Origin of the sequence: Flavobacterium orientale, from assembly GCF_014638005.1 — a bacterium.
Classification (GTDB): Bacteria; Bacteroidota; Bacteroidia; order Flavobacteriales; family Flavobacteriaceae; genus Flavobacterium; species Flavobacterium orientale.
Window position 1 is genome coordinate 34,133 of the sequence record NZ_BMFG01000011.1, and the last position, 21,092, is coordinate 55,224.

The following is a 21,092-nucleotide window of genomic DNA, read 5'->3' on the forward strand; positions in this document are numbered from 1 at the left end:
AACTTTAATTTACAAACAAATAACAATAGAAACACAAAAAAACTTTACAAACTGACTTTAATGGACTTAAATCGTTTCTCTTTTTCTTGTGCATCAACTACGGCAACTGCTGCCATGTTGACCATTTCTTCAACACTTGCTCCTAATTGAAATATATGAACCGGTTTGTCTAATCCCAACATAATTGGCCCTATGGAGTCTACATTATAGAGCTCTTTCAGCATCTTATAATTGATATTTGCCGCTTCTAAATTTGGAAAAATTAACGTGTTTACTTTTTTTCCTGCTAATTTTGAAAAGGGGAATTTATCTTTGAGCATTTCAGAATTTAAAGCAAAATCCGTTTGAATTTCTCCATCCACAATTAAATCAGGATAATATTTATGTAAATAAGCCACAGCTTCTCTCACTTTTACAGCACTTGCATTTTGTGACGAGCCAAAATTAGAATAGGAAACCATAGCGATAACCGGTTCCACTCCAAACATGCGAGCAGTTCTGGCTGTCATCAAAGCAATTTTTGCTAAGTCATCCGCACTGGGATCAACATTGATGGCCGTATCCGATAAAAACATTGGACCGCGTTTGGTCATCATCAAATTAGTGGTTGCAATTCGAGTCACACCCGGAGCTTTATCAATCAACTGCATGATTGGCTTCACAACTGACGGATAACTTCGTGAATAACCGGTTATCAAAGCATCTGCTTCGCCTTCATTCACCATCATAGCGGCAAAATAATTGCGTTCTCTCATCCACTTTTGAGCATCTAATAAAGTGATGCCTCTTCTTTTTCTGCTTTCCCAAAAGGTCGCAGCGTATTGCAAACGTTTTTCGTCGCATTCACTGGTTTTAGGATCTAGAATTGGGACATCGGCAAAGAAGCCAATTTCTTCTTTTAACTCTAAAATAATTTCTTTATTTCCCAATAAAATGGGTCTCCCAATGCCTTCTTCCAAAACAATTTGAGCGGCTTTCAATACATCCAAATGATCGGCTTCGGCAAAAATGATTCGTTTTGGATCTGTTTTAGCTCGGTTGGCCAACAAACGAACAATTTTGTTATCTGAACCTAAACGTTCTGCTAACTCTTCTTCATATTTGTACCAATCGGTGATGGGATGTTGTGCCACTCCGGAATCCATTGCTGCTTTTGCAACAGCAGGAGCCACAATCGTAATCAACCTTGGATCAAACGGTTTTGGAATGATATAATCACGACCAAAATTTAATTTGGTTTCGCCATAAGCAATATTCACTTGCTCAGGAACAGGCATTTTGGCCAATTCAGCTAACGCATGAACGGCAGCCATCTTCATTGCTTCATTAATTTTTGTAGCTCTAACATCCAATGCTCCTCTAAAAATGTAAGGAAATCCGAGTACATTATTTACTTGGTTAGGATGATCTGAACGACCGGTTGCCATGATAATGTCTTTTCGGGCACTAATGGCAACATTGTAATCGATCTCAGGTATAGGGTTTGCCATGGCAAAAACAATAGGATCATTGGCCATTCCTAATAGCATTTCGGGCGTAAGAATGTTTCCGGCTGATAAGCCAAGAAACACATCGGCATTAATCAAGGCCGTTTTCAAATCAGTCCCCTTTTTTCCGAAAGTATAGTTGCGTTGTAAGGGCGATAAGTCGGTTCTTTCTATATGAAGGACTCCTTCTTTGTCAAACATCACAATGTTTTCTGCTTTAACGCCTAACAATAAATACAAATTCGCACAAGCCAAAGCCGCTGAACCGGCACCGGAAACCACTATTTTGATTTCTTCTGCTTTTTTCCCCGCCAATTCTAAAGCATTTAATAATGCCGCCGAAGAAATAATTGCCGTACCGTGTTGGTCGTCATGCATCACAGGGATATTTAATTCTTCTACCAATCGGCGTTCGATTTCAAACGATTCCGGAGCCTTAATATCTTCAAGATTAATGCCTCCAAAAGTGGGAGCAATATTTTTTACGGTTTCGATAAAAGCATCAATATCTTTGGTGCCAACTTCAATATCAAACACATCAATATCGGCAAAAATTTTAAACAACAAAGCCTTTCCTTCCATCACAGGTTTTGAGGCTTCCGGACCAATATCGCCTAACCCTAAAACTGCCGTACCATTGGTAATAACGGCAACCAGATTCCCTTTTGCGGTATATTTATAAACGTTATTGACATCTTTGGCAATCTCCAAACAAGGTTCTGCTACTCCGGGCGAATAAGCTAACGACAAGTCACGTTGGGTAGCATATTTTTTGGTGGGTACCACTTGAATTTTACCGGGAGTCGGTTTGGCGTGATACAATAAGGCTTCTCTTCTTTTACTATCTTTATGCATGGTTAAAGGTATTCTTCGAAATGACTTACAAAGGTAAAAGAGTTATGGGAATAAGGAAATTTTATCGGAATTCTTTTGGTGTTAATTTTTGGGAATTTTAATAGTAATTCCGGTAAGATAATCTCCCAGTTTTTTATTTTCCTTATTAACTATTATAAAAATAAAGTACGAGAAAGGACAAATCAGCTCAATGAAATCAAAAGCTCTCCGAATAAAAAGCTTAAAAAATTTTTGAACACCATATATATCTATATTGTTTTCATATTCTAATTTTAATCCAAATAAAAACTTACCAATTGTTTTGTTAAAAAAAAACTCTTGGGTACAAATAACAAAATAATACAAGGCAAAAAAAATATATGTAGGTAAATTAGTTTCTCCTTCTCCATTATTCCATATAAATCCAAAAGGTTCACAGACAATTGCGAAAACTACCAAATCGAAAAAAGCAGAAAGTACTCTTTTAATTAAGTATTTTAATTTATCATTCATTAGAAAGAATTATTTAATTTATTTTTTACTTTAAAAAACCCACATTCCTCCTCAACCCCTCCAACTTCGTTCGTTTCAACGCTGAGTTTTTAAACACTTCATTAAAAACCGATGAAGTAATCTCTTCCCAATCTTTTTTGGTGAAAGAAAGCAATTCAGGACTTGCTTGAAAAAGCGGTTCGTTATGCGATTTTGAAAAACGATTCCAGGGACAAACATCTTGGCATACATCACAACCAAAAACCCAATCATCAAATTTTCCTTTCATTTCTGTTGGGATATTTTCTTTTAACTCAATGGTAAAATAGGAGATGCATTTACTTCCGTCAACAACATAGGGTGCAACAATCGCTTCAGTTGGGCAAGCATCAATACAAGCAGTACACGAACCGCAATGGTCCGTCGTTGGATAGTCGTATTCTAATGCTAAATCAACAATCAATTCGGCAATAAAATAAAAAGAACCCACTTTTTGAGTAATCAAATTGGTGTTTTTTCCCATCCAACCCAAACCACTTTTGGCAGCCCAAGCTTTGTCTAACACCGGAGCCGAATCAACAAAAGCTCGTCCGGAAACTTCGCCAATTTCGGTTTGAATAAAATGTAACAATTCTTTCAGTTTTTCTTTTATGACAAAATGATAATCTTGTCCGTAGGCATATTTGGAAATTTTATAACTGTCTTCGTTTTGAAATTCAGAAGGATAGTAATTCAGCAACAATGAAATGACGCTTTTAGCTCCATCAACTAACAAAGTCGGATTCAAACGTGTGTCAAAATGGTTTTCCATATAGCTCATTTGACCGTTCATGTTGTTGTTGAGCCATTTTTCTAAACGTGGAGCTTCTTCTTCTAAAAATCCCGCCTTGGAAATACCGCATGAGAGAAAACCGAGCCTAATCGCTTCTTGTTTTATGAGTTTTGTATGGTTCTCTTTCGCATTCATGTTCTGCTCTTAAATTCCAAAATAGCTTTATGAGGTTTCAACGTAATTAAGGGTTTTATTTGAATGGGGTCTTTCTTTTCTACAATTTCAAATTGTTCAACCAAGGCAATTATGGCTAAAATCATTTCGTACATCGCAAAATTATTCCCAATACACATTCGTGGTCCTGCCCCAAAAGGAAAATAATTTTTTGAAAACTTGATGTTCTCATCCAGAAAACGTTCCGGAAGAAATGCTTCAGGGTCTTTCCAAAAGTCGGGATGGCGGTGAATTTCATAAACTGAAAACAACAATGTGGAGCCTTTTGGCACAACCATTCCGTTAAAAGTATCTTCTTCTACATTCACTCTGTCAATAAAATAGGCTGGCGGATACAATCGCATGGACTCTTCGATAACTAACTTTGTATAAGCAGCATTTTTTATCCAATGCATGATATCATCCGACTCACTTTTAATATGACGTATTTCTTCTAAAATTTTGGCTTGAGCTTCAGGGTTTCTAGCTAGTAGTTCCGTTGTAAAAGTTAATGCATTGGAAGTGGTTTCATGACCTGCGGCAAATAAAATTAAAATTTCATCTACCAACTGATTTTCTTCCATGCTCGAACCGTCTTCGTATTTTGCACTTAAAAGCATATCCAACAAATCATCATGCTTTGTGTTGCTTTGCTTTCGTTCTTCAACTAATCGTCTTAGAATTGTTCTGGAATTTTGAGTCAAATCTAAGTGCTTTTTAGTTTTTCCTGATAAATTAAACCACCAAACCAGAAAAGGTTGTCGCAGTTCCTGCACTAACATTTGTTGCGTTGCTTCGGTGGTATGTTGCAGTGAAGCAATATCAGCATCAGAAATAGCAATATTAAAAATAGATTTGACAACAGTTTGAAAGGCCAAATCATTGAAAACCGGAAAAACATCTATTGGTTTTCCGGTTTTGATGTTTTTTAATTCCTCTAAAATCGTATGTTGAATAGTATCCAACAACAAAATAAGCTGACTTTTATGAAAAGCGGGTTGGATTAATTTGCGTTGTTTTTGCCAATGTTCTCCTTCTGCTGTTAACAATCCTTTTCCAATATATTTGGCTAAATCTTTTGTTTGAATATAGGATTTGGTATAATTTTTTTGATTCTTTTGAAGTGCATGTTGCAACAATCCGGCATCTCTGCAAAAAAGAACAGATTTACCCAAACCAACTTTTAAACGAAAAATATCCCCTAGATTTTTAAAATTTTCAGCATGAAAAGGTAAAGGGTTTTTTAAAATGTTGTTGGCATGATTAAGAAACCTAAAAAAAGAAACTTCAGGGATTGAACTGGGTAAACTCATAGTTTTTTTTATTGCATTTCGCTATTCGAACAATCCGCCTTGGATATTTGTTCTAATCTTCCCCAAGTGTTTGTATGCTTTGTCTGTTACTTCTCTTCCTCTAGGCGTTCGCATAATAAAACCTTCTTGAATCAAAAACGGTTCATAAACTTCTTCAATAGTTTCGCCACTTTCTGAAACAGCCGTTGCCAAAGTTGACAACCCTACCGGACCTCCTTTGAATTTATCAATGATGGTGGTTAAGATTTTATTATCCATTTCATCCAAACCATGTGCGTCAACATTCAAGGCTTTTAAAGCATATCTCGCTATTTCAATATCGATTTTTCCATTGCCTTTTATTTGAGCAAAATCTCGAACTCTACGTAATAAAGCATTAGCAATACGAGGTGTTCCGCGACTTCTACCCGCAATTTCAATTGCAGCTTCCATTGAAATGGGAACTTTAAGAATGGTAGCACTTCGCTGGACAATTGTCGTTAGCAATTCGGTGTTATAATATTGCAAACGACTTTGTATCCCGAAACGAGCTCTCATGGGTGCGGTTAACAAACCCGAGCGAGTAGTAGCACCAACTAACGTGAATGGATTGAGATTAAGTTGAACTGTTCTCGCATTGGGACCTGATTCAATCATGATATCAATCTTAAAATCTTCCATGGCAGAATAAAGGTATTCTTCCACAATTGGACTAAGACGGTGAATTTCGTCAATAAAAAGCACATCCCTATCTTCAAGATTAGTAAGCAAACCGGCTAAATCGCCTGGTTTATCCAATACCGGACCTGAAGTGATTTTTATACCAACTCCTAATTCATTAGCCAAAATATTTGCCAAAGTAGTTTTTCCTAAACCCGGAGGTCCATGAAACAGGGTATGATCTAGAGCTTCTTCTCTTTGATTAGCGGCTTCCACAAAAACTTTTAAATTTTCAAGCACTTGATCTTGTCCTGAAAAATCATCAAAAGACAAAGGTCTTAACTTTTTTTCTAAGTCAAGTTCGTCAGGATTGTAACCTTTATTTGTAGGATCTAAATAGTCATTCATAAAAACAAAGATAGAAAATGTTTTGGCTTTTGATAGGGTTAGAAAATGATATAAAATAAAAAAACCTTTCCTAAAAGGAAAGGTTCTTTAAATGAATTAATAATACTTATATATTAGTGATGTAATTGCTCTTCATCTTTACCCATTGGTACAGTTTGAGGCACAAAATCTTCATCATGACCCGGTTTACTATAATCATAAGGCCATCTGTGTACTTCAGGTAAAGCTCCAGGCCAGTTTCCATGTATGTGTTCTACAGGAGCGGTCCATTCTAAAGTGTTAGATCTCCATGGGTTCATTTCAGCTTTCTTACCATAGAACATACTGTGGAAGAAATTCCAAATAAATACCAATTGGAAAGCACCACCAATTAACGCAAACATGGTAATAATAACGTTTACATTTTGCAAATCATCAAACAATGGGAATGCGGTATTAGTATAATAACGTCTTGGTAATCCTGCCATTCCGATAAAGTGCATCGGGAAGAAAACACCATAAGCACATACTGCAGTAACCCAGAAGTGAATATAACCTAAATTTTTATTTAACATTCTTCCAAACATTCTTGGATACCAATGGTAAATTCCGGCGAACATTCCGTAAAGAGCAGAAATACCCATTACTAAGTGGAAATGTGCTACTACAAAATACGTATCGTGAACGTTAATGTCTAACGTACTGTCTCCTAAAATGATTCCTGTTAAACCACCTGTGATGAAAGTGGACACCAATCCAATTGAAAACAACATCGCAGGATTCAATTGTAAGTTACCTTTCCACAAAGTTGTAATATAGTTAAATGCTTTTACTGCCGAAGGAATTGCAATCAATAACGTTGTAAAGGTGAACACAGAACCTAAGAATGGATTCATTCCTGAGATAAACATGTGGTGACCCCAAACAATCGTAGATAAAAAGGCAATTGCTATAATAGAAGCAATCATCGCACGGTATCCAAAAATTGGTTTACGTGCATTTGTTGCAATAATTTCTGAGGTAATACCTAGTGCAGGTAATAATACAATATATACTTCAGGGTGACCTAAGAACCAGAATAAGTGTTCAAAAAGTACAGGTGAACCACCTTGATAATGTAAAACTTCACCTGCAATAAAAATATCCGATAAGAAGAAAGAGGTTCCGAAACTTCTATCAAAAATCAATAAAAGAGCCGCAGATAATAATACTGGGAACGATACAATACCAATAATAGCTGTAATAAAGAAAGCCCAAATAGTTAAAGGCAATCTTGTCATTGACATTCCCTTAGTTCTAAGGTTGATAACGGTTACTACATAATTCAAAGACCCCATTAATGAAGAAGCGATGAATATTGCCATAGACACTAACCATAAAGTCATTCCTGTTCCTGAACCTGGTATAGCTTGTGGCAACGCACTTAAAGGAGGATAAATAGTCCAACCTGCTGATGCAGGGCCTGATTCTACAAACAAAGAACAAATCATCACAACACTTGACAAAAAGAACAACCAATAGGAAATCATATTAAGAAATCCGGATGCCATATCACGTGCTCCAATTTGCAATGGAATAAGTAAATTACTAAAAGTACCACTCAAACCAGCAGTCAATACAAAGAAAACCATAATGGTTCCGTGAATTGTAACCAATGCCAAATAAATATCATTTCGCATTACTCCATTAGGTGCATAATTGTCACCTAAAAGTATATTGAATATTTGAAACGATTCTTCCGGCCAAGCCAACTGCATTCTGAACAAAAGAGACATTCCTACACCAATAATACCCATAATCAAACCAGTGATTAGGTATTGTTTAGCAATCATTTTATGATCAATACTAAAGATGTACTTTGTTATAAAAGTATCTTTGTGATGATGCTCATGTTCGTGTCCGTGATCGTGATCGTGTGCGTGATCGTGTGCTGACATAGTTTGAAATTTTATTTTTAATGTCTAATATTTAACGTATTACTTGTGCTAATGAAGAAGTATCTACCACCGTTGAAAGCGTATCGTTAACTTCTTGCTTAACTTCTACAGGTTGCTGTTGAGCTTTTAAAACTTGTCCGAAAGTTTGCTTTTCTTTCAACCAAGCTTTGAATTCATTTGGTTCAGAAACTACAATTTTCATTTGCATGTTGTAGTGTGAACTTCCACAAATCTTATTACATAACAACAAATAATCAAAAGTGTAAGGATCTAAACCTTCTTCACCTTTTGCATTTAATGCTTTGCTTTTCTCTGCTCTAATTCTATTGATTTCAGCAACTTTTTCTACCATTTCCTTAGAGTTTCGCATCTCTTCAGTAGTTTTATTAGGCGTAAAAGCAAACTGTGTAACCATTCCAGGAACACAGTTCATTTGAGCTCTGAAATGAGGCATATAAGCAGAATGTAATACATCTTGAGATCTGAATTTGAACATTACCTTTTTTCCTTTCGGTAAATGCAATTCATTAGCTTGAATATCATCTTGTGCATTAGGGTCAGCAGCATCAACACCTAGAGTATTAATTCCTTCAATGTATCTAACATTTGCTTTTCCTAAAACATTATCATCTCCGGCATAACGCACTTCCCAACCAAATTGCTTCGCATAAACTTCAACAATCAGTAAATCTTCATTTTCTTCATCAACAAACATAATATTTGTCCAAGCATAAAGTCCATAAAGAATCAATCCGGCAAGCGTAATAGCAGGGATAATACTCCAAATCATTTCTAACTTATTATTGTCAGCAAAGTATAAGGCGGTGGTTCCTTTTTTTCCTCTGTATTTAAAAGAAAAATAATGAAGTAACGCTTGCGTAATGGTTTGAACGAAGAAAATCAAAATCATTGAAATCCACATCAAACGATCTACTTCTGCACCATGTTCTGCCGCAGAGTTTGACATCAAAGGAAAGTGACCATACTCAACCACACAAAAAATGGTAGTTAAATAAATGAAAATTAAAAATGCGAACATCAAATAACCATTCACATTATTATCATTGTCATTTGCCACTTGGGAATTATCTACATTACTTCCCACTTGAGTTAAATCAAATATTTTGGTCAACTGCCAAATTGCAATTGAAACTAAGGCTATAACAACTAGAACTAACAAACTTGTCATCTGTTTAAATCTTTAAATATTAATAATGAAAATGTTTACTTTCTTCAATAAATGGATTTCTCTTAGGCACCAAAGGCGATTTAGTTAAAGCTGAGAATACAACAAATATAAACAACCCTAAGAAGAAAGCTAACGCTCCTAATTCAGCCGCACCAATAAACCATTGATCACCAACAGTTGCAGGCATAATCATATTGAAGAAATCGATATAATGTCCAAACAAAATAACAATTCCGGCCATAACTAAAATCCATGTAATTCTCTTGAAATCTGTGTTGATTAAAATTAAGAATGGGAAAATGAAGTTCATGGCTAACATTCCGAAAAATGGCAAATTATATTGTTCGATTCGTGTGATAAAATAAGTCACCTCTTCTGGTATATTTGAATACCAAATCAACATAAATTGAGAGAACCATAAATACGTCCAGAAAATACTGATCCCGAACATAAATTTCGCTAAATCATGAATATGACTTGTATTTACATGCTCTAAATAACCTCTTGATTTTAAATACAATGTAGTTAATGCTATAACAGTAATTCCGCTAACAAAGAACGAAGCAAAAACATACCATCCAAATAAAGTAGAGAACCAGTGTGGATCTACAGACATGATCCAATCCCATGACATGATTGATTCTGTTACTATAAAGAAAACTAAGAATCCTGCAGAAATATTGAAGTTCTTTTTAAAGAAAGTATTGTCAGATGCTTCATCTTGAGCCAAACAATTTCTTCTTGAAAAATAACGATATAAATTCCATCCAATTAAGAAAATGGCAGCTCTGATTAACCAAGCATACTCGTTCAAGTAACCTGATTTATTAGCAATAAGCTTATCAAATTTCGGACTTTCAGGATTGATTAAATCAGCATCCATCCAAACAAATAAATGGTTGAAATGAAAAGCAGATAAAACCAATAAGATAAAAAAGATAACAGAACCTACAGGCAAATAAGCCGTAATTCCTTGCATAACTCGAAACAAGATGGGAGACCAACCGGCTTGAGCTACATTTTGAATGGCATAAAATGCCAAAACACCAAGGGAAATCAACATAAAAAATAATGCAGAAACATATACCGCTGCCCAAGGTTTATTTTGCAATTGGTGCAAAACATGCTCCAGATGCTCTTGATGTTCTGCTTCATGAGCAGCATGATCATGACCTTCTGCTTTAGAATGATGTGCATCAGCATGAGCATCATGTCCGTGATGTTTAGCCTCAAGAATTTTTTCAACTTGCTCTGTTGTTTTAGGAGCATCGAAAAAACCATAACCAATCCCTAACAAACCAACGGCCATTAGAACAAAGGATACTATTTTTAATTTACTGGAAAAGGTATACATATCTAAATATAATCTAGTTGTCAATATTATAATTTACTTTTTAATTGAAGCACGTAATCTGTAACTAACCAACGCTCATGTTGTGAAAGTTGATTAGCATGTGAACCCATAGAATTTAATCCATAAGTGATAACATGGTAAACACTACCTTCCGTAACCGGACGATCGGCATAACTTGGTACGCCAAGGAATTTTTCCCGTTCTACTAATTTACCAACGCCATTTCCGGAATCACCATGGCAAATAGCACAATAAATTCCATATAATTCTTTACCCTTATTTAACTCCTTTTCAGAAATTGAATCTAAAGGTGATGTTAAATTCGCCTTAGCCAATTCATAACCTGCTGTTGAATTTTCATAATCATAGATCTCGAAACCTCTTTTTACGGTACCTACAGGTGGCTCTTGAGCAGTTTGACCTTGTAATTGATTATCTCCATTAAAGGCTGCAGATTCAGCATAGGTTTCATAACCAACTGACTCATACATATTAGGGAAAAATTGATAATTTGGACTCTTCTTATCAAAGCAAGAAGTAACCGAAACGGCTAAACCAAACAAAAGTGATATTTTTAAAACGCTTTTCATATCTATAAATTAGTGTTTTTCAACAACTTTAATTTCAACTGCACCTGTATTTTTTAAAAATGAAGTTAATTCTTCTTCGTTATTATTAACTGTAACTTCCATTAAAAAATGGTCATCAGTTGTTCTAACATCTGGATTTTCTGCTTGTTTGAATGGCCACAATTTACTTCTCATGTAAAAAGTAATAACCATTAAGTGAGCAGCAAAAAAAACAGTTAACTCAAACATAATCGGAACAAAAGCCGGCATGTTTTCAATATAACTAAAACTTGGTTTACCTCCAATATCTTGCGGCCAATCTTGAATCATAATAAAATTCATCATCCAAGTAGCAACTGCTAAACCAACTGCTCCATACATAAAGGATGCAATGGCTAACCGAGTGGGAGCTAATCCCATTGCTTTATCCAATCCGTGAACCGGGAAAGGAGTATAAACTTCTTCGATATGATGATGAGCTTTGCGTGTTTCTTTCACGGCATCCATCAGGATGTCATCATCATTATATAGTGCATGTATTACTTTAGTACTCATAATTTATTACTACTAATTATCTTAATGATTGTGATGTCCTTCTTCTTCTCTTCTCTTTTTATAAAACTCTCCTGAAGATTTCAAGATTGTTTTTACTTCCGCTTGAGCAATCACAGGGAATGATCTCGCATATAAAAGGAATAATACGAAGAAGAATCCAATTGTTCCAATAAAAATTCCGATATCCACAAACGTTGGAGAGAACATGGTCCATGATGATGGAAGATAATCTCTGTGTAATGAGGTTACGATAATTACGAAACGCTCAAACCACATTCCAATATTTACAACAATCGAGATAATGAATGAGAACATGATGCTGGTTCTCAACTTCTTGAACCACATGAACTGAGGTGAAAACACGTTACAAGTCATCATCGCCCAATAAGCCCAAGCATAAGGTCCGGTTGCTCTATTCAAGAAAGCATATTGTTCATATTCTACTCCCGAATACCAAGCTACAAATAACTCCGTAATATAAGCAACACCCACAATAGAGCCTGTAATCATAATTACAATGTTCATTAATTCGATATGTTGAATTGTGATGTATGCTTCTAATTTAGATACTTTTCTCATGATAATCAACAACGTATTTACCATGGCGAATCCTGAGAAAACCGCTCCGGCAACGAAGTAAGGTGGGAAAATAGTAGTATGCCAACCCGGAATTACAGAAGTAGCAAAGTCAAAAGATACAATGGTATGAACCGAAAGTACAAGTGGTGTTGCCAAACCTGCTAAAACCAAAGACACTTCTTCAAAACGTTGCCAGTCTTTAGCTCTACCACTCCATCCGAAAGATAAAGTGGAGTATATTTTCTTTGTAAAAGGAGTAATCGCTCTATCTCTAAGCATTGCAAAATCAGGAAGTAAACCTGTCCACCAGAAAACCAAGGAAACAGAAAGATACGTTGAAATTGCAAATACGTCCCAAAGCAATGGCGAGTTAAAGTTTACCCATAATGAACCAAATTGGTTTGGAATTGGTAATACCCAGTATCCTAACCATGGACGACCCATATGAATAATTGGAAATAAACCCGCTTGCATTACAGAAAAGATGGTCATTGCTTCTGCAGAACGGTTAATGGCCATTCTCCATTTTTGACGGAATAATAAAAGTACCGCTGAAATCAAAGTTCCGGCGTGACCGATACCAACCCACCAAACGAAGTTAGTGATATCCCAAGCCCATCCAACAGTTTTGTTTAATCCCCATGTTCCGATACCGGTAGAAATGGTGTAAATCATACAACCAACTCCCCAAAGGAAAGCGGCTAATGCGATTGAAAAGACAATCCACCATTGTTTATTTGCTCTTCCTTCAACAGGAGCAGCTACATCTACTGTTACATCGTGATAAGATTTATCACCTATAACTAAAGGTTTTCTAATGGGTGCTTCGTAGTGAGACGACATAATCCTTTATAGTATTTCTTATTAATTTAATTTTAACTAGGTATTTCTAACTTTTACGTGATAGAATACGTTTGGTTTTGTACCAACATGCTCTAATAAATGATACATTCTATCATCTTCAGCCAATTTCGCAACTTCACTTTCTTTGTCATTAACATCTCCAAAAGCTAAAGCTCCTGTTGAACATGCATTTGAACAAGCTGTTTGGAATTCGTCATCGTTTACCGGACGTCCTTCTTTTTTAGCTTTTAAGATAGTGGCTTGTGTCATTTGAATACACATCGAACATTTCTCCATAACTCCTCTTGAACGAACATTTACATCTGGATTTAAAACCATACGACCTAAATCATCATTCATGTAATAATCGAATTCACTGTTTTTGTTATACAAGAACCAGTTGAAACGACGTACTTTATACGGACAGTTGTTAGCACAATAACGTGTTCCAACACATCGGTTATAAGCCATGTGATTTTGGCCTTGACGACTGTGAGAAGTTGCTGCAACCGGACAAACTGTTTCACACGGTGCATGATTACAGTGCTGACACATTACAGGTTGGAAAGCTACTTGTGGATTATCCGCCGGATGTTCCATTTCGCCAAATCCTCCTAATGAACCTTTATCACCAAACAAGCCATCAAAATTTTCTTTCTTATCTTTATCTTGAGCAAAAGTATCTTCTGAAGAATAATACCTGTCAATACGCAACCAGTGCATGTCTCTACTTCTTCTTACTTCAGATTTCCCAACTACCGGTACATTATTTTCTGCGTGACATGCTATAACACAAGCACCACATCCCGTACATGAATTTAAATCAATTGACAAGTTAAAATGATGACCTACTGTTCTATCAAAGCTTGTCCATAAATCAATTTTACTCGCTTCAATTGGTTTGTGATCAATTGAAACCATTGCTGGTGGATTCCATACTCTAGAATCTTCTTCAGCATTGAAAATAGTTAGCGTCGTTTCTTTGATAATATCACCACGACCCATCAACGTTTTTTGCAACTGAACACTTGCAAATTCATGTTCACCGGCTTGCTTTGAAACAATAACCGTTTGAACTGAATTAGAATTAGTATATAAAGCGTAAGCGTTAACACCTACTTGCATTTCTTGTTTTAAAGCTGCTTTTTTTCCATAACCTAAAGCCAAACCAAAAGTTCCTTTTGCCTGACCCGGCTGAATTATTACCGGCACATTTTCTAACTTAGTAGTACCAACCGTCAACGTAACATAACTTCCGTTAAGTCCACCATTAGCAACATTTCGGTTAATTAATTCCAGTTGTTCAGCATCTGCTTTTGAAACCGTAACATAGTTATCCCAAGACACTCTTGTGATTGGATCTGGGAACTCTTGTAACCATGGGTTATTTGCTTGTTGTCCGTCACCCATTCCGGTTTTGGTATACAAATGCAATTCTAAACCTGTTGATTTTGCCTGAGCTAATGCATTAGCGGCACTAGAAAAATCAGTCGAACCAGCACTGCTGGAAGAAGTAGTTTCAGATACAAAAACACCATCGTGTATCGCTTGATTCCAAGTTTTACCCGAAAGAATTCCTGACCAATTTTGTTTTAAATAATCATAATAAGTTCCTTCAACACCATTCCATACCATTAAAGCTTCTTCAAACTGTCTGGTATTAAATAAAGGACGAATTGTAGGTTGAGTCAAACCATAGTTGCCTTTTACAATTTGCACATCTCCCCAACTCTCTAGGTAATGTGGAGTTGCAGCAGCTACAGTAGTTAAAGTAGCGGTTTCATCCTCTTTCATAGAAAAAGAAACACTAAACTTAACTTTCGACAATCCATCAGTAAAGTCTTTGCTGTTGGCTAATGAGTAAACAGGATTAACACCACTCATGATTAAAGTGTGGATAGCACCTGCCTTCATATCTGCTATCAATTCTGTCATTTTTTGAACAGAACCTTTACGGATTTGTCTGGTTTGATTTGTATTGAACGCTTCGCTGTTTAAATTAGCATTAATGGCTAAAACTAACAACTGAGCATTGATATCATCTAATCCTGAAACAAGAACACCTTTTGAACCGGCCGACTTTAATTGCTCAGCTGCTTTCACAACTTCAGCCTCATTAGCAAGTTTTCCGGTTGCAACAGAAGCACCTGTAACTATATTGTAAATTTTTACTAAAGCTTGTTTTTGATCAGCTGCAGTCATTGGAACACGCTTGTCTGCAGCAGCTCCTGATAACGACAGGTTAGCTTCAAACTGAACATGTTTGGACATTTTGCCTTGCTTTGGCACTCTGCCTTGAGCATAAGCCGCATCATAACCTCCACCTTGCCAATCTCCCAAGAAATCTGCACCAACAGAAACTATAGTTGAAGCTTTTGCAAAATCATAGTCTGCTAAAGCTCTTTCACCATAAACGGCCTCAAAAGCATCTAAAGCTGTGGATGAAGAAACTGCATCATATATAACATGAGAACTTCCCGGATTTTTAGCTAAAAACTCAGCAACTAATTTCTCAGCTGATGGACTAGCCAAAGTTCCTGTTAAAAGAACAGTTTTCTTTCCTGCTGCTTGAGCTTCTGTTAATGCTGCTTTTACTTTAACATCAACCTCACTCCAAGTAGCATCTTTTTTATCAATTTTAGGTTGTTTCAAACGCAAGTTATCATACATTGACAATACAGAAGCATGTACTCTTGCATTTGCAGAAAATTTAGCACCTTCAATAGTGTTATTTTCTATTTTAATAGGACGACCTTCTCTTGTTTTCACTAATAAGTGAGCGAAATCAAAACCGTCAAACATAGTTGTTGCATAATAATCAGCAACTCCGGGAATAATTTGTTCCGGTTGAACTACATATGGAATTGATTTAATAACCGGTCCTTCGCAAGCGGCTAATGAAGCGGCTGCGGTACTAAAACCTACATATTTTAAGAAATCACGTCTTGTAGTTGAGGAGTTCGATAAACTTTCTTTATCTCCAAAAAACTCATCTGTAGGAATAGGCTCCACAAACTCGTTATTTTTTAACGTCTCAACAATAGAACTAGTTTCATTTAGTTCTTCAACACTTTTCCAGTATTTTTTGTTTGATGACATACTGTATATATTAGCTACTTAATTATTAATAATGACATTTTCCACATTCCAAACCACCCATTTGTGCTGCTGTAAGTTTATCTACACCATACTTTTTAGAAAGTTCTTCATGTATTTTTTTATAATAGTCGTTGTCTTTTAACTTCACATCTGTTTCTCTGTGACAGTTGATACACCAACCCATTGTTAATGGCGAATGCTGTTTCATGATTTCCATTTCTTCAACAGGACCGTGACAAGTTTGACATTCAATACCTGCAACAGTAACGTGTTGTGCGTGGTTGAAATACACTAAATCAGGAAGGTTGTGAATTCTAACCCACTTAACAGGCTGTGTTTTTCCGGTATATTTTTGCTCTGCTTGATCCCAACCAACAGCAGCATATAGTTTTTGGATTTCTTTATCATAAAAGTCTTTGCTGTATTCTTCCGTAGCAGTAGTTTCTGCAACTTCTGAAATGTTTTTATGACAGTTCATACAAACATTTAGCGAAGGAATTCCCGAATGCTTGCTTTCTCTTGCAGAAGAGTGACAATATTTACAGTCAATACCGTTTTCACCTGCGTGAATTCTGTGTGAGTAATGAATAGGCTGAACCGGTTCATATCCTTGGTCCACTCCAATTTGCATCATCCATCCGTAAGCGAAATAAGCACTTGACAACAATAAGAAAATAACAGTTACCAATACCAAGAATTGATTTTTAGCATACGCCTTCCAAATTGGTAAAGATTTTTCTTTGGCAACAGCTTCTATTCCGTTAGCTTTTGCAATTTTAGTCAATACATTGTTTACCAAGAAAAGCATAACTACTAACATTCCTAATACCAAAGCTAAAGCTCCTAGTATAACTTCGTTAGAAATACCGCCTGAAACAACAACATTACCACCAGTATCTGGACCTGGCGGAGCAATTTCCACCTTAGGTTCCATGGTGTAAGCAATGATATTATCAATATCCGCATCAGACAATTGAGGGAATGCAGTCATAGGCGACTGACCATACTCATTGAAAATTTTGTTTGCTCTGTCGTCTCCTGATTTAATTAAATCTGCACTGTTGCGAATCCACTTGTAAAGCCACTCTTTTTCATACTTGTCACCTACCCCACGCAATGCAGGTCCGGTCATTTTTCCATCTAATTTGTGACAAGCAGCACATTGAGCGTTGAATAACGCTTTACCTGCAGCTGCATCTTGTGCAAAAATTTGAATAGAAAAAGTTAGCATAAAAGCTAAACTAAACAGTAGAATTCTTGAAATCGAATTAGGGTTACCCACCTTTTTCATATAATAGAATATAATTTGTCGTATATGTTTTTTGGTATGATTTTTTCTATGTATCCATTTGAAAAAACAACACTATATTTAAAACTTGCACAAAAATACGACTTATGAACTATTCTCAAAACCTTAAAATAGTCTTAATAACTAATTTATATTTATTCTAAATAATATTTTATTTTTTGTTTAATTCTATATCTGCTACATTTGTATTAAAATCAAATAATTATGAATTTATATAATCGAAAATGCAACGCAATTGCTCCAATTTTAATGGTGTTTTTTATGGCAATTAATTCTACCAATGGACAAACTGTTACAGTCGAACAAGACGCTCAGTTTGAACAATTGTTAAGTGAAAAAAGACGAATAAATGCTTCAATAACAGTCACAAACCGTTGGAAAATTCAAATTTTTACCGGAGACAACACCAACTCAAGAAAAGCCCTTCAAGATTTTAAAAGGGATTATAAAACCATCGATGCTACAGTGGTATTTCATACACCTTCCTATAAAGTATGGGTAGGAAATTTTAAAACCCGAATTGAAGCTGAAAGAACTTTACTGGATTTAAAATCAAAATATCCTGATGCCTTTTTAATTAAGCCAAATAAATAAAAATAAAAAAATCCCGAGAAATTCGGGATTTTTTAGTTTATAGTACGATTGATCATTTCAATTTTTTCTTCACTTCAACTTCTTGGAAGCATTCAATCAAGTCATCAATTTGAATGTCGTTGTAGTTCTTAATTTGAATACCACAATCATATCCTTTAGAAACTTCTTTAACATCGTCTTTGAAACGTTTTAAAGCAGTTAATTCTCCGGTATAAATAACAACACCTTCACGGATAAGTCTGATTTTAGCACTTCTAAGTATCTTACCATCAATTACCATACATCCGGCAATGGTTCCAATTTTTGAAATTTTGAATGTTTCTCGAATTTCGGCAGTTCCGGTAATTTCTTCTTTAAGTTCCGGTGACAACATGCCTTCCATCGCATCTTTCAAATCATCAATAGCGTCGTAGATAATAGAGTACGTTTTGATATCAATCTCTTCTTTATCTGCCAATTGTTTTGCACTTCCGGCAGGACGCACATTAAATCCAATAATGATAGCGTCTGAAGCAGAAGCTAATAAAACATCAGATTCTGTAATGGCTCCTACACCTTTATGTATAATCTTTATTTGAATTTCTTCAGTAGATAATTTAGAGAAGGAATCAGATAATGCTTCAACAGAACCATCAACATCTCCTTTTAAAATAATGTTTAGTTCTTTAAATTGACCCAATGCAATACGACGACCAATTTCGGCAAGTGTAATGTGCTTCTGAGTACGAACTGATTGCTCACGCATTAATTGCGTTCGTTTTACAGCAATTTGTTTCGCTTCTCTCTCATCTTCATATACATTAAATTTATCACCGGCAGTTGGAGCTCCATCCAATCCTAATATAGAAATAGGTGAAGACGGACCGGCTTCTTTTACAGAATTGCCACGTTCATCATGCATCGCTTTCACTTTTCCATGATTTTTTCCGGCCAAAACATAGTCCCCAATTTTTAAGGTTCCTGCTTGCACTAACACAGTTGAGATGTAACCTCTTCCTTTATCTAAGAAAGCCTCAACAACTACTCCTACTGCAGGCTTTTTAGGATTAGCAGTTAATTCCAACAACTCAGCTTCCAAAAGAATTTTTTCTAATAACTCTTTAATCCCCATTCCCATTTTAGCAGAAATGTCTTGCGACTGAATTTTTCCTCCCCAATCTTCAACTAACAAGTTCATACCTGCTAATCGTTCTTTTATTTTTTCTGGGTTAGCTGTTGGCTTATCCACTTTATTAATAGCAAATATCATCGGCACGCCCGCTGCTTGAGCATGGCTAATAGCCTCTTTGGTTTGTGGCATGATATCATCATCAGCCGCAACCACAATAATAGCAATATCTGTTAATTGAGCACCACGAGCACGCATCGCCGTAAAAGCTTCGTGACCCGGCGTATCTAGGAATGTAATTTTTTGACCGTTTTCTAAAGTTACTCCATAGGCACCAATATGTTGTGTAATTCCTCCGGATTCACCCGCAATTACATTGGTTTTACGAATATAATCTAATAACGAAGTTTTACCGTGATCTACGTGACCCATTACAGTAACAATAGGAGCTCGGTGAACTAAATCTTCTACATTGTCTTCAACAACTGTAGTCGCTTCTTCAATATCGGTTGTAATAAACTCAACTTCAAAGCCAAACTCATCTGCTACAATTGAAAGTGTTTCTGCATCCAATCTTTGGTTCATGGTCACCATGATTCCCAATGACATACAAGTTCCGATTACTTTTGTAATTGGCACATCCATCATGGTTGCAACTTCACCTACAGTTACAAACTCAGTAACTTTTAGGGTTTTGCTTCCTTCTTCAATAGCACGTTGTTCATCATCCGTTCTTTGACGGTGTGTGTCACGTTTATCTCTTCTATATTTTGAAGCCTTGCTTTTATTCCCTTTTCCTTGAAGTTTTTCAAGGGTTTCGCGAATTTGTTTTTGTACTTCTTCTTCTGTTGGCTCAACTTTAGCAACAATTGCCGGACGATTACCGCTTTTAAATATTCCGCCACCTCCACCTTGAGGTCTAGGAGTTATTTTAGCTCCACCTCCGGTATTTTGACCTTGATTTTGATTACCTCCAAATCCTGGTTTTGGTGCAATTCTTTTGCGTTTATTTTTATTGGCATCATTTCCACCACCTGTTGTAGCTGGCTTTTGAGCGTTTGGAGTAATTTTAGGCTCTTCTTTCTTCTTCTTTGGTTTGTTAAATTGAGATAAATCAATTTTCTGTCCGGTTGAAGTCGTTCCCGAAAGTTTATGATATTTTGTTGTAATTTTGTCATCCTCAGCAGAAGCTTCAGTTGACACCTCTTCGTTTTCAGCTTTTACTTTTTCAATAGGAGCTTTAACTTCTTCGACCTTTTCAACTTTTGGTTCTTCAGCTTTAGCGACCACCTCGGGCTTAACTTCCACTTTTTCAACAGGAGCTTGAACAGCTTCCATGTTTTCTACTTGTTTTTCAACTTGCTTTTCGACAGGTTGTTCGACAGGTTTTTCTGCCGTTTTTTCAGCAGGCTTTTCTATTGGCTTTTCAACTGCTTTTTTTGGCTCTAAATCAATTTTACCTACGGCTTTTGGTGCTGCTACAATTGCTTTAGCTTTAACAACTTCAAGTCGTTGTCTTTCTTCATCTTGCTTTCTTTGTAACTCAATTTCTTTTTCACGCTCAATACGTAATGCTTCTTTTTCTTTGCGTTTTTCTTCACTCACTTCCTTCGAAGCTTCTTTCTTTCCTTTGTCTCCCGCAAATTCATTACAAAGAATTGAATAAACATCTTCAGAGATTTTTGTGTTGGGACTTGCTTCAATAGCTACTCCTTTATCCTTTAGATAATCAACGGCTCGCTCCAAAGAAATATTTAATTCTCTTAAAACTTTATTAATTCTTATATTCTTCTCTTCAGACATATAATTTGTTTAGTTT

The 21,092-nt window shown here is 36.0% G+C and carries 15 protein-coding genes; 1 reads left to right on the plus strand and 14 read right to left on the minus strand.

The features are described 5' to 3' along the window. Window positions 1-44 precede the first annotated feature (44 nt). From IEV15_RS12640 to IEV15_RS12700, 13 genes are all read right to left on the minus strand, one after another. The gene (locus IEV15_RS12640) at window positions 45-2,342 is read right to left on the minus strand and encodes an NADP-dependent malic enzyme (RefSeq protein ID WP_188362896.1); all 2,298 of its coding nucleotides are present in this window, start codon (window positions 2,340-2,342) and stop codon (window positions 45-47) included. Between the two features lie 81 nt (window positions 2,343-2,423). Further along, a complete protein-coding gene (locus IEV15_RS12645; RefSeq protein ID WP_188362897.1) occupies window positions 2,424-2,834 on the minus strand; it encodes an RDD family protein in 411 nt (136 codons plus the stop codon). A gap of 25 nt (window positions 2,835-2,859) precedes the next feature. Further along, window positions 2,860-3,780 (minus strand): tRNA epoxyqueuosine(34) reductase QueG, encoded by a 921-nt coding sequence (gene queG, locus IEV15_RS12650; protein ID WP_188362898.1) that lies wholly within the window; start codon window positions 3,778-3,780, stop codon window positions 2,860-2,862. After that, window positions 3,777-5,111: a cytochrome P450 gene (locus tag IEV15_RS12655; protein WP_188362899.1), complete on the minus strand. Its 1,335-nt coding sequence runs from the start codon at window positions 5,109-5,111 to the stop codon at window positions 3,777-3,779. Before IEV15_RS12655 ends, queG begins: the two co-directional genes overlap by 4 nt. Before the next feature lie 21 nt (window positions 5,112-5,132). Then, a complete protein-coding gene (gene ruvB / locus IEV15_RS12660) occupies window positions 5,133-6,158 on the minus strand; it encodes a Holliday junction branch migration DNA helicase RuvB (protein WP_188362900.1) in 1,026 nt (341 codons plus the stop codon). Window positions 6,159-6,271: 113 nt separating this feature from the next. Then, on the minus strand, window positions 6,272-8,074 hold the full coding sequence (locus IEV15_RS12665; RefSeq protein WP_188362901.1) for a cytochrome c oxidase subunit I: 1,803 nt from the start codon (window positions 8,072-8,074) through the stop codon (window positions 6,272-6,274). 31 nt (window positions 8,075-8,105) lie between these two features. Then, window positions 8,106-9,263, minus strand: a complete 1,158-nt coding sequence (locus tag IEV15_RS12670; RefSeq protein ID WP_188362902.1) for a cytochrome c oxidase subunit II — start codon at window positions 9,261-9,263, stop codon at window positions 8,106-8,108. 19 nt (window positions 9,264-9,282) lie between these two features. Continuing rightward, the gene (locus tag IEV15_RS12675) at window positions 9,283-10,617 is read right to left on the minus strand and encodes a quinol:cytochrome C oxidoreductase (protein ID WP_188362957.1); all 1,335 of its coding nucleotides are present in this window, start codon (window positions 10,615-10,617) and stop codon (window positions 9,283-9,285) included. A 26-nt stretch (window positions 10,618-10,643) separates the two neighbouring features. Further along, window positions 10,644-11,207, minus strand: a complete 564-nt coding sequence (locus tag IEV15_RS12680; protein WP_188362903.1) for a c-type cytochrome — start codon at window positions 11,205-11,207, stop codon at window positions 10,644-10,646. A 9-nt stretch (window positions 11,208-11,216) separates the two neighbouring features. Further along, a complete protein-coding gene (locus tag IEV15_RS12685; RefSeq protein WP_188362904.1) occupies window positions 11,217-11,741 on the minus strand; it encodes a DUF3341 domain-containing protein in 525 nt (174 codons plus the stop codon). Window positions 11,742-11,762: 21 nt separating this feature from the next. After that, entirely contained in the window at window positions 11,763-13,163 is a 1,401-nt protein-coding gene (gene nrfD, locus IEV15_RS12690; RefSeq protein WP_188362905.1) for an NrfD/PsrC family molybdoenzyme membrane anchor subunit, read from the minus strand. A gap of 36 nt (window positions 13,164-13,199) precedes the next feature. Further along, the gene (locus IEV15_RS12695) at window positions 13,200-16,262 is read right to left on the minus strand and encodes a TAT-variant-translocated molybdopterin oxidoreductase (RefSeq protein WP_188362906.1); all 3,063 of its coding nucleotides are present in this window, start codon (window positions 16,260-16,262) and stop codon (window positions 13,200-13,202) included. Window positions 16,263-16,287: 25 nt separating this feature from the next. Further along, window positions 16,288-17,553: a c-type cytochrome gene (locus tag IEV15_RS12700; protein WP_188362907.1), complete on the minus strand. Its 1,266-nt coding sequence runs from the start codon at window positions 17,551-17,553 to the stop codon at window positions 16,288-16,290. Between the two features lie 222 nt (window positions 17,554-17,775). Here IEV15_RS12700 and IEV15_RS12705 point away from each other — a divergent pair, with 222 nt between their 5' ends. After that, entirely contained in the window at window positions 17,776-18,165 is a 390-nt protein-coding gene (locus IEV15_RS12705) for an SPOR domain-containing protein (RefSeq protein ID WP_188362908.1), read from the plus strand. Window positions 18,166-18,217: 52 nt separating this feature from the next. On the opposite strand, the gene infB is transcribed toward IEV15_RS12705, so the two are convergent. After that, window positions 18,218-21,076 (minus strand): translation initiation factor IF-2, encoded by a 2,859-nt coding sequence (infB, locus tag IEV15_RS12710; protein WP_188362909.1) that lies wholly within the window; start codon window positions 21,074-21,076, stop codon window positions 18,218-18,220. Between the last annotated feature and the right edge of the window lie 16 nt (window positions 21,077-21,092).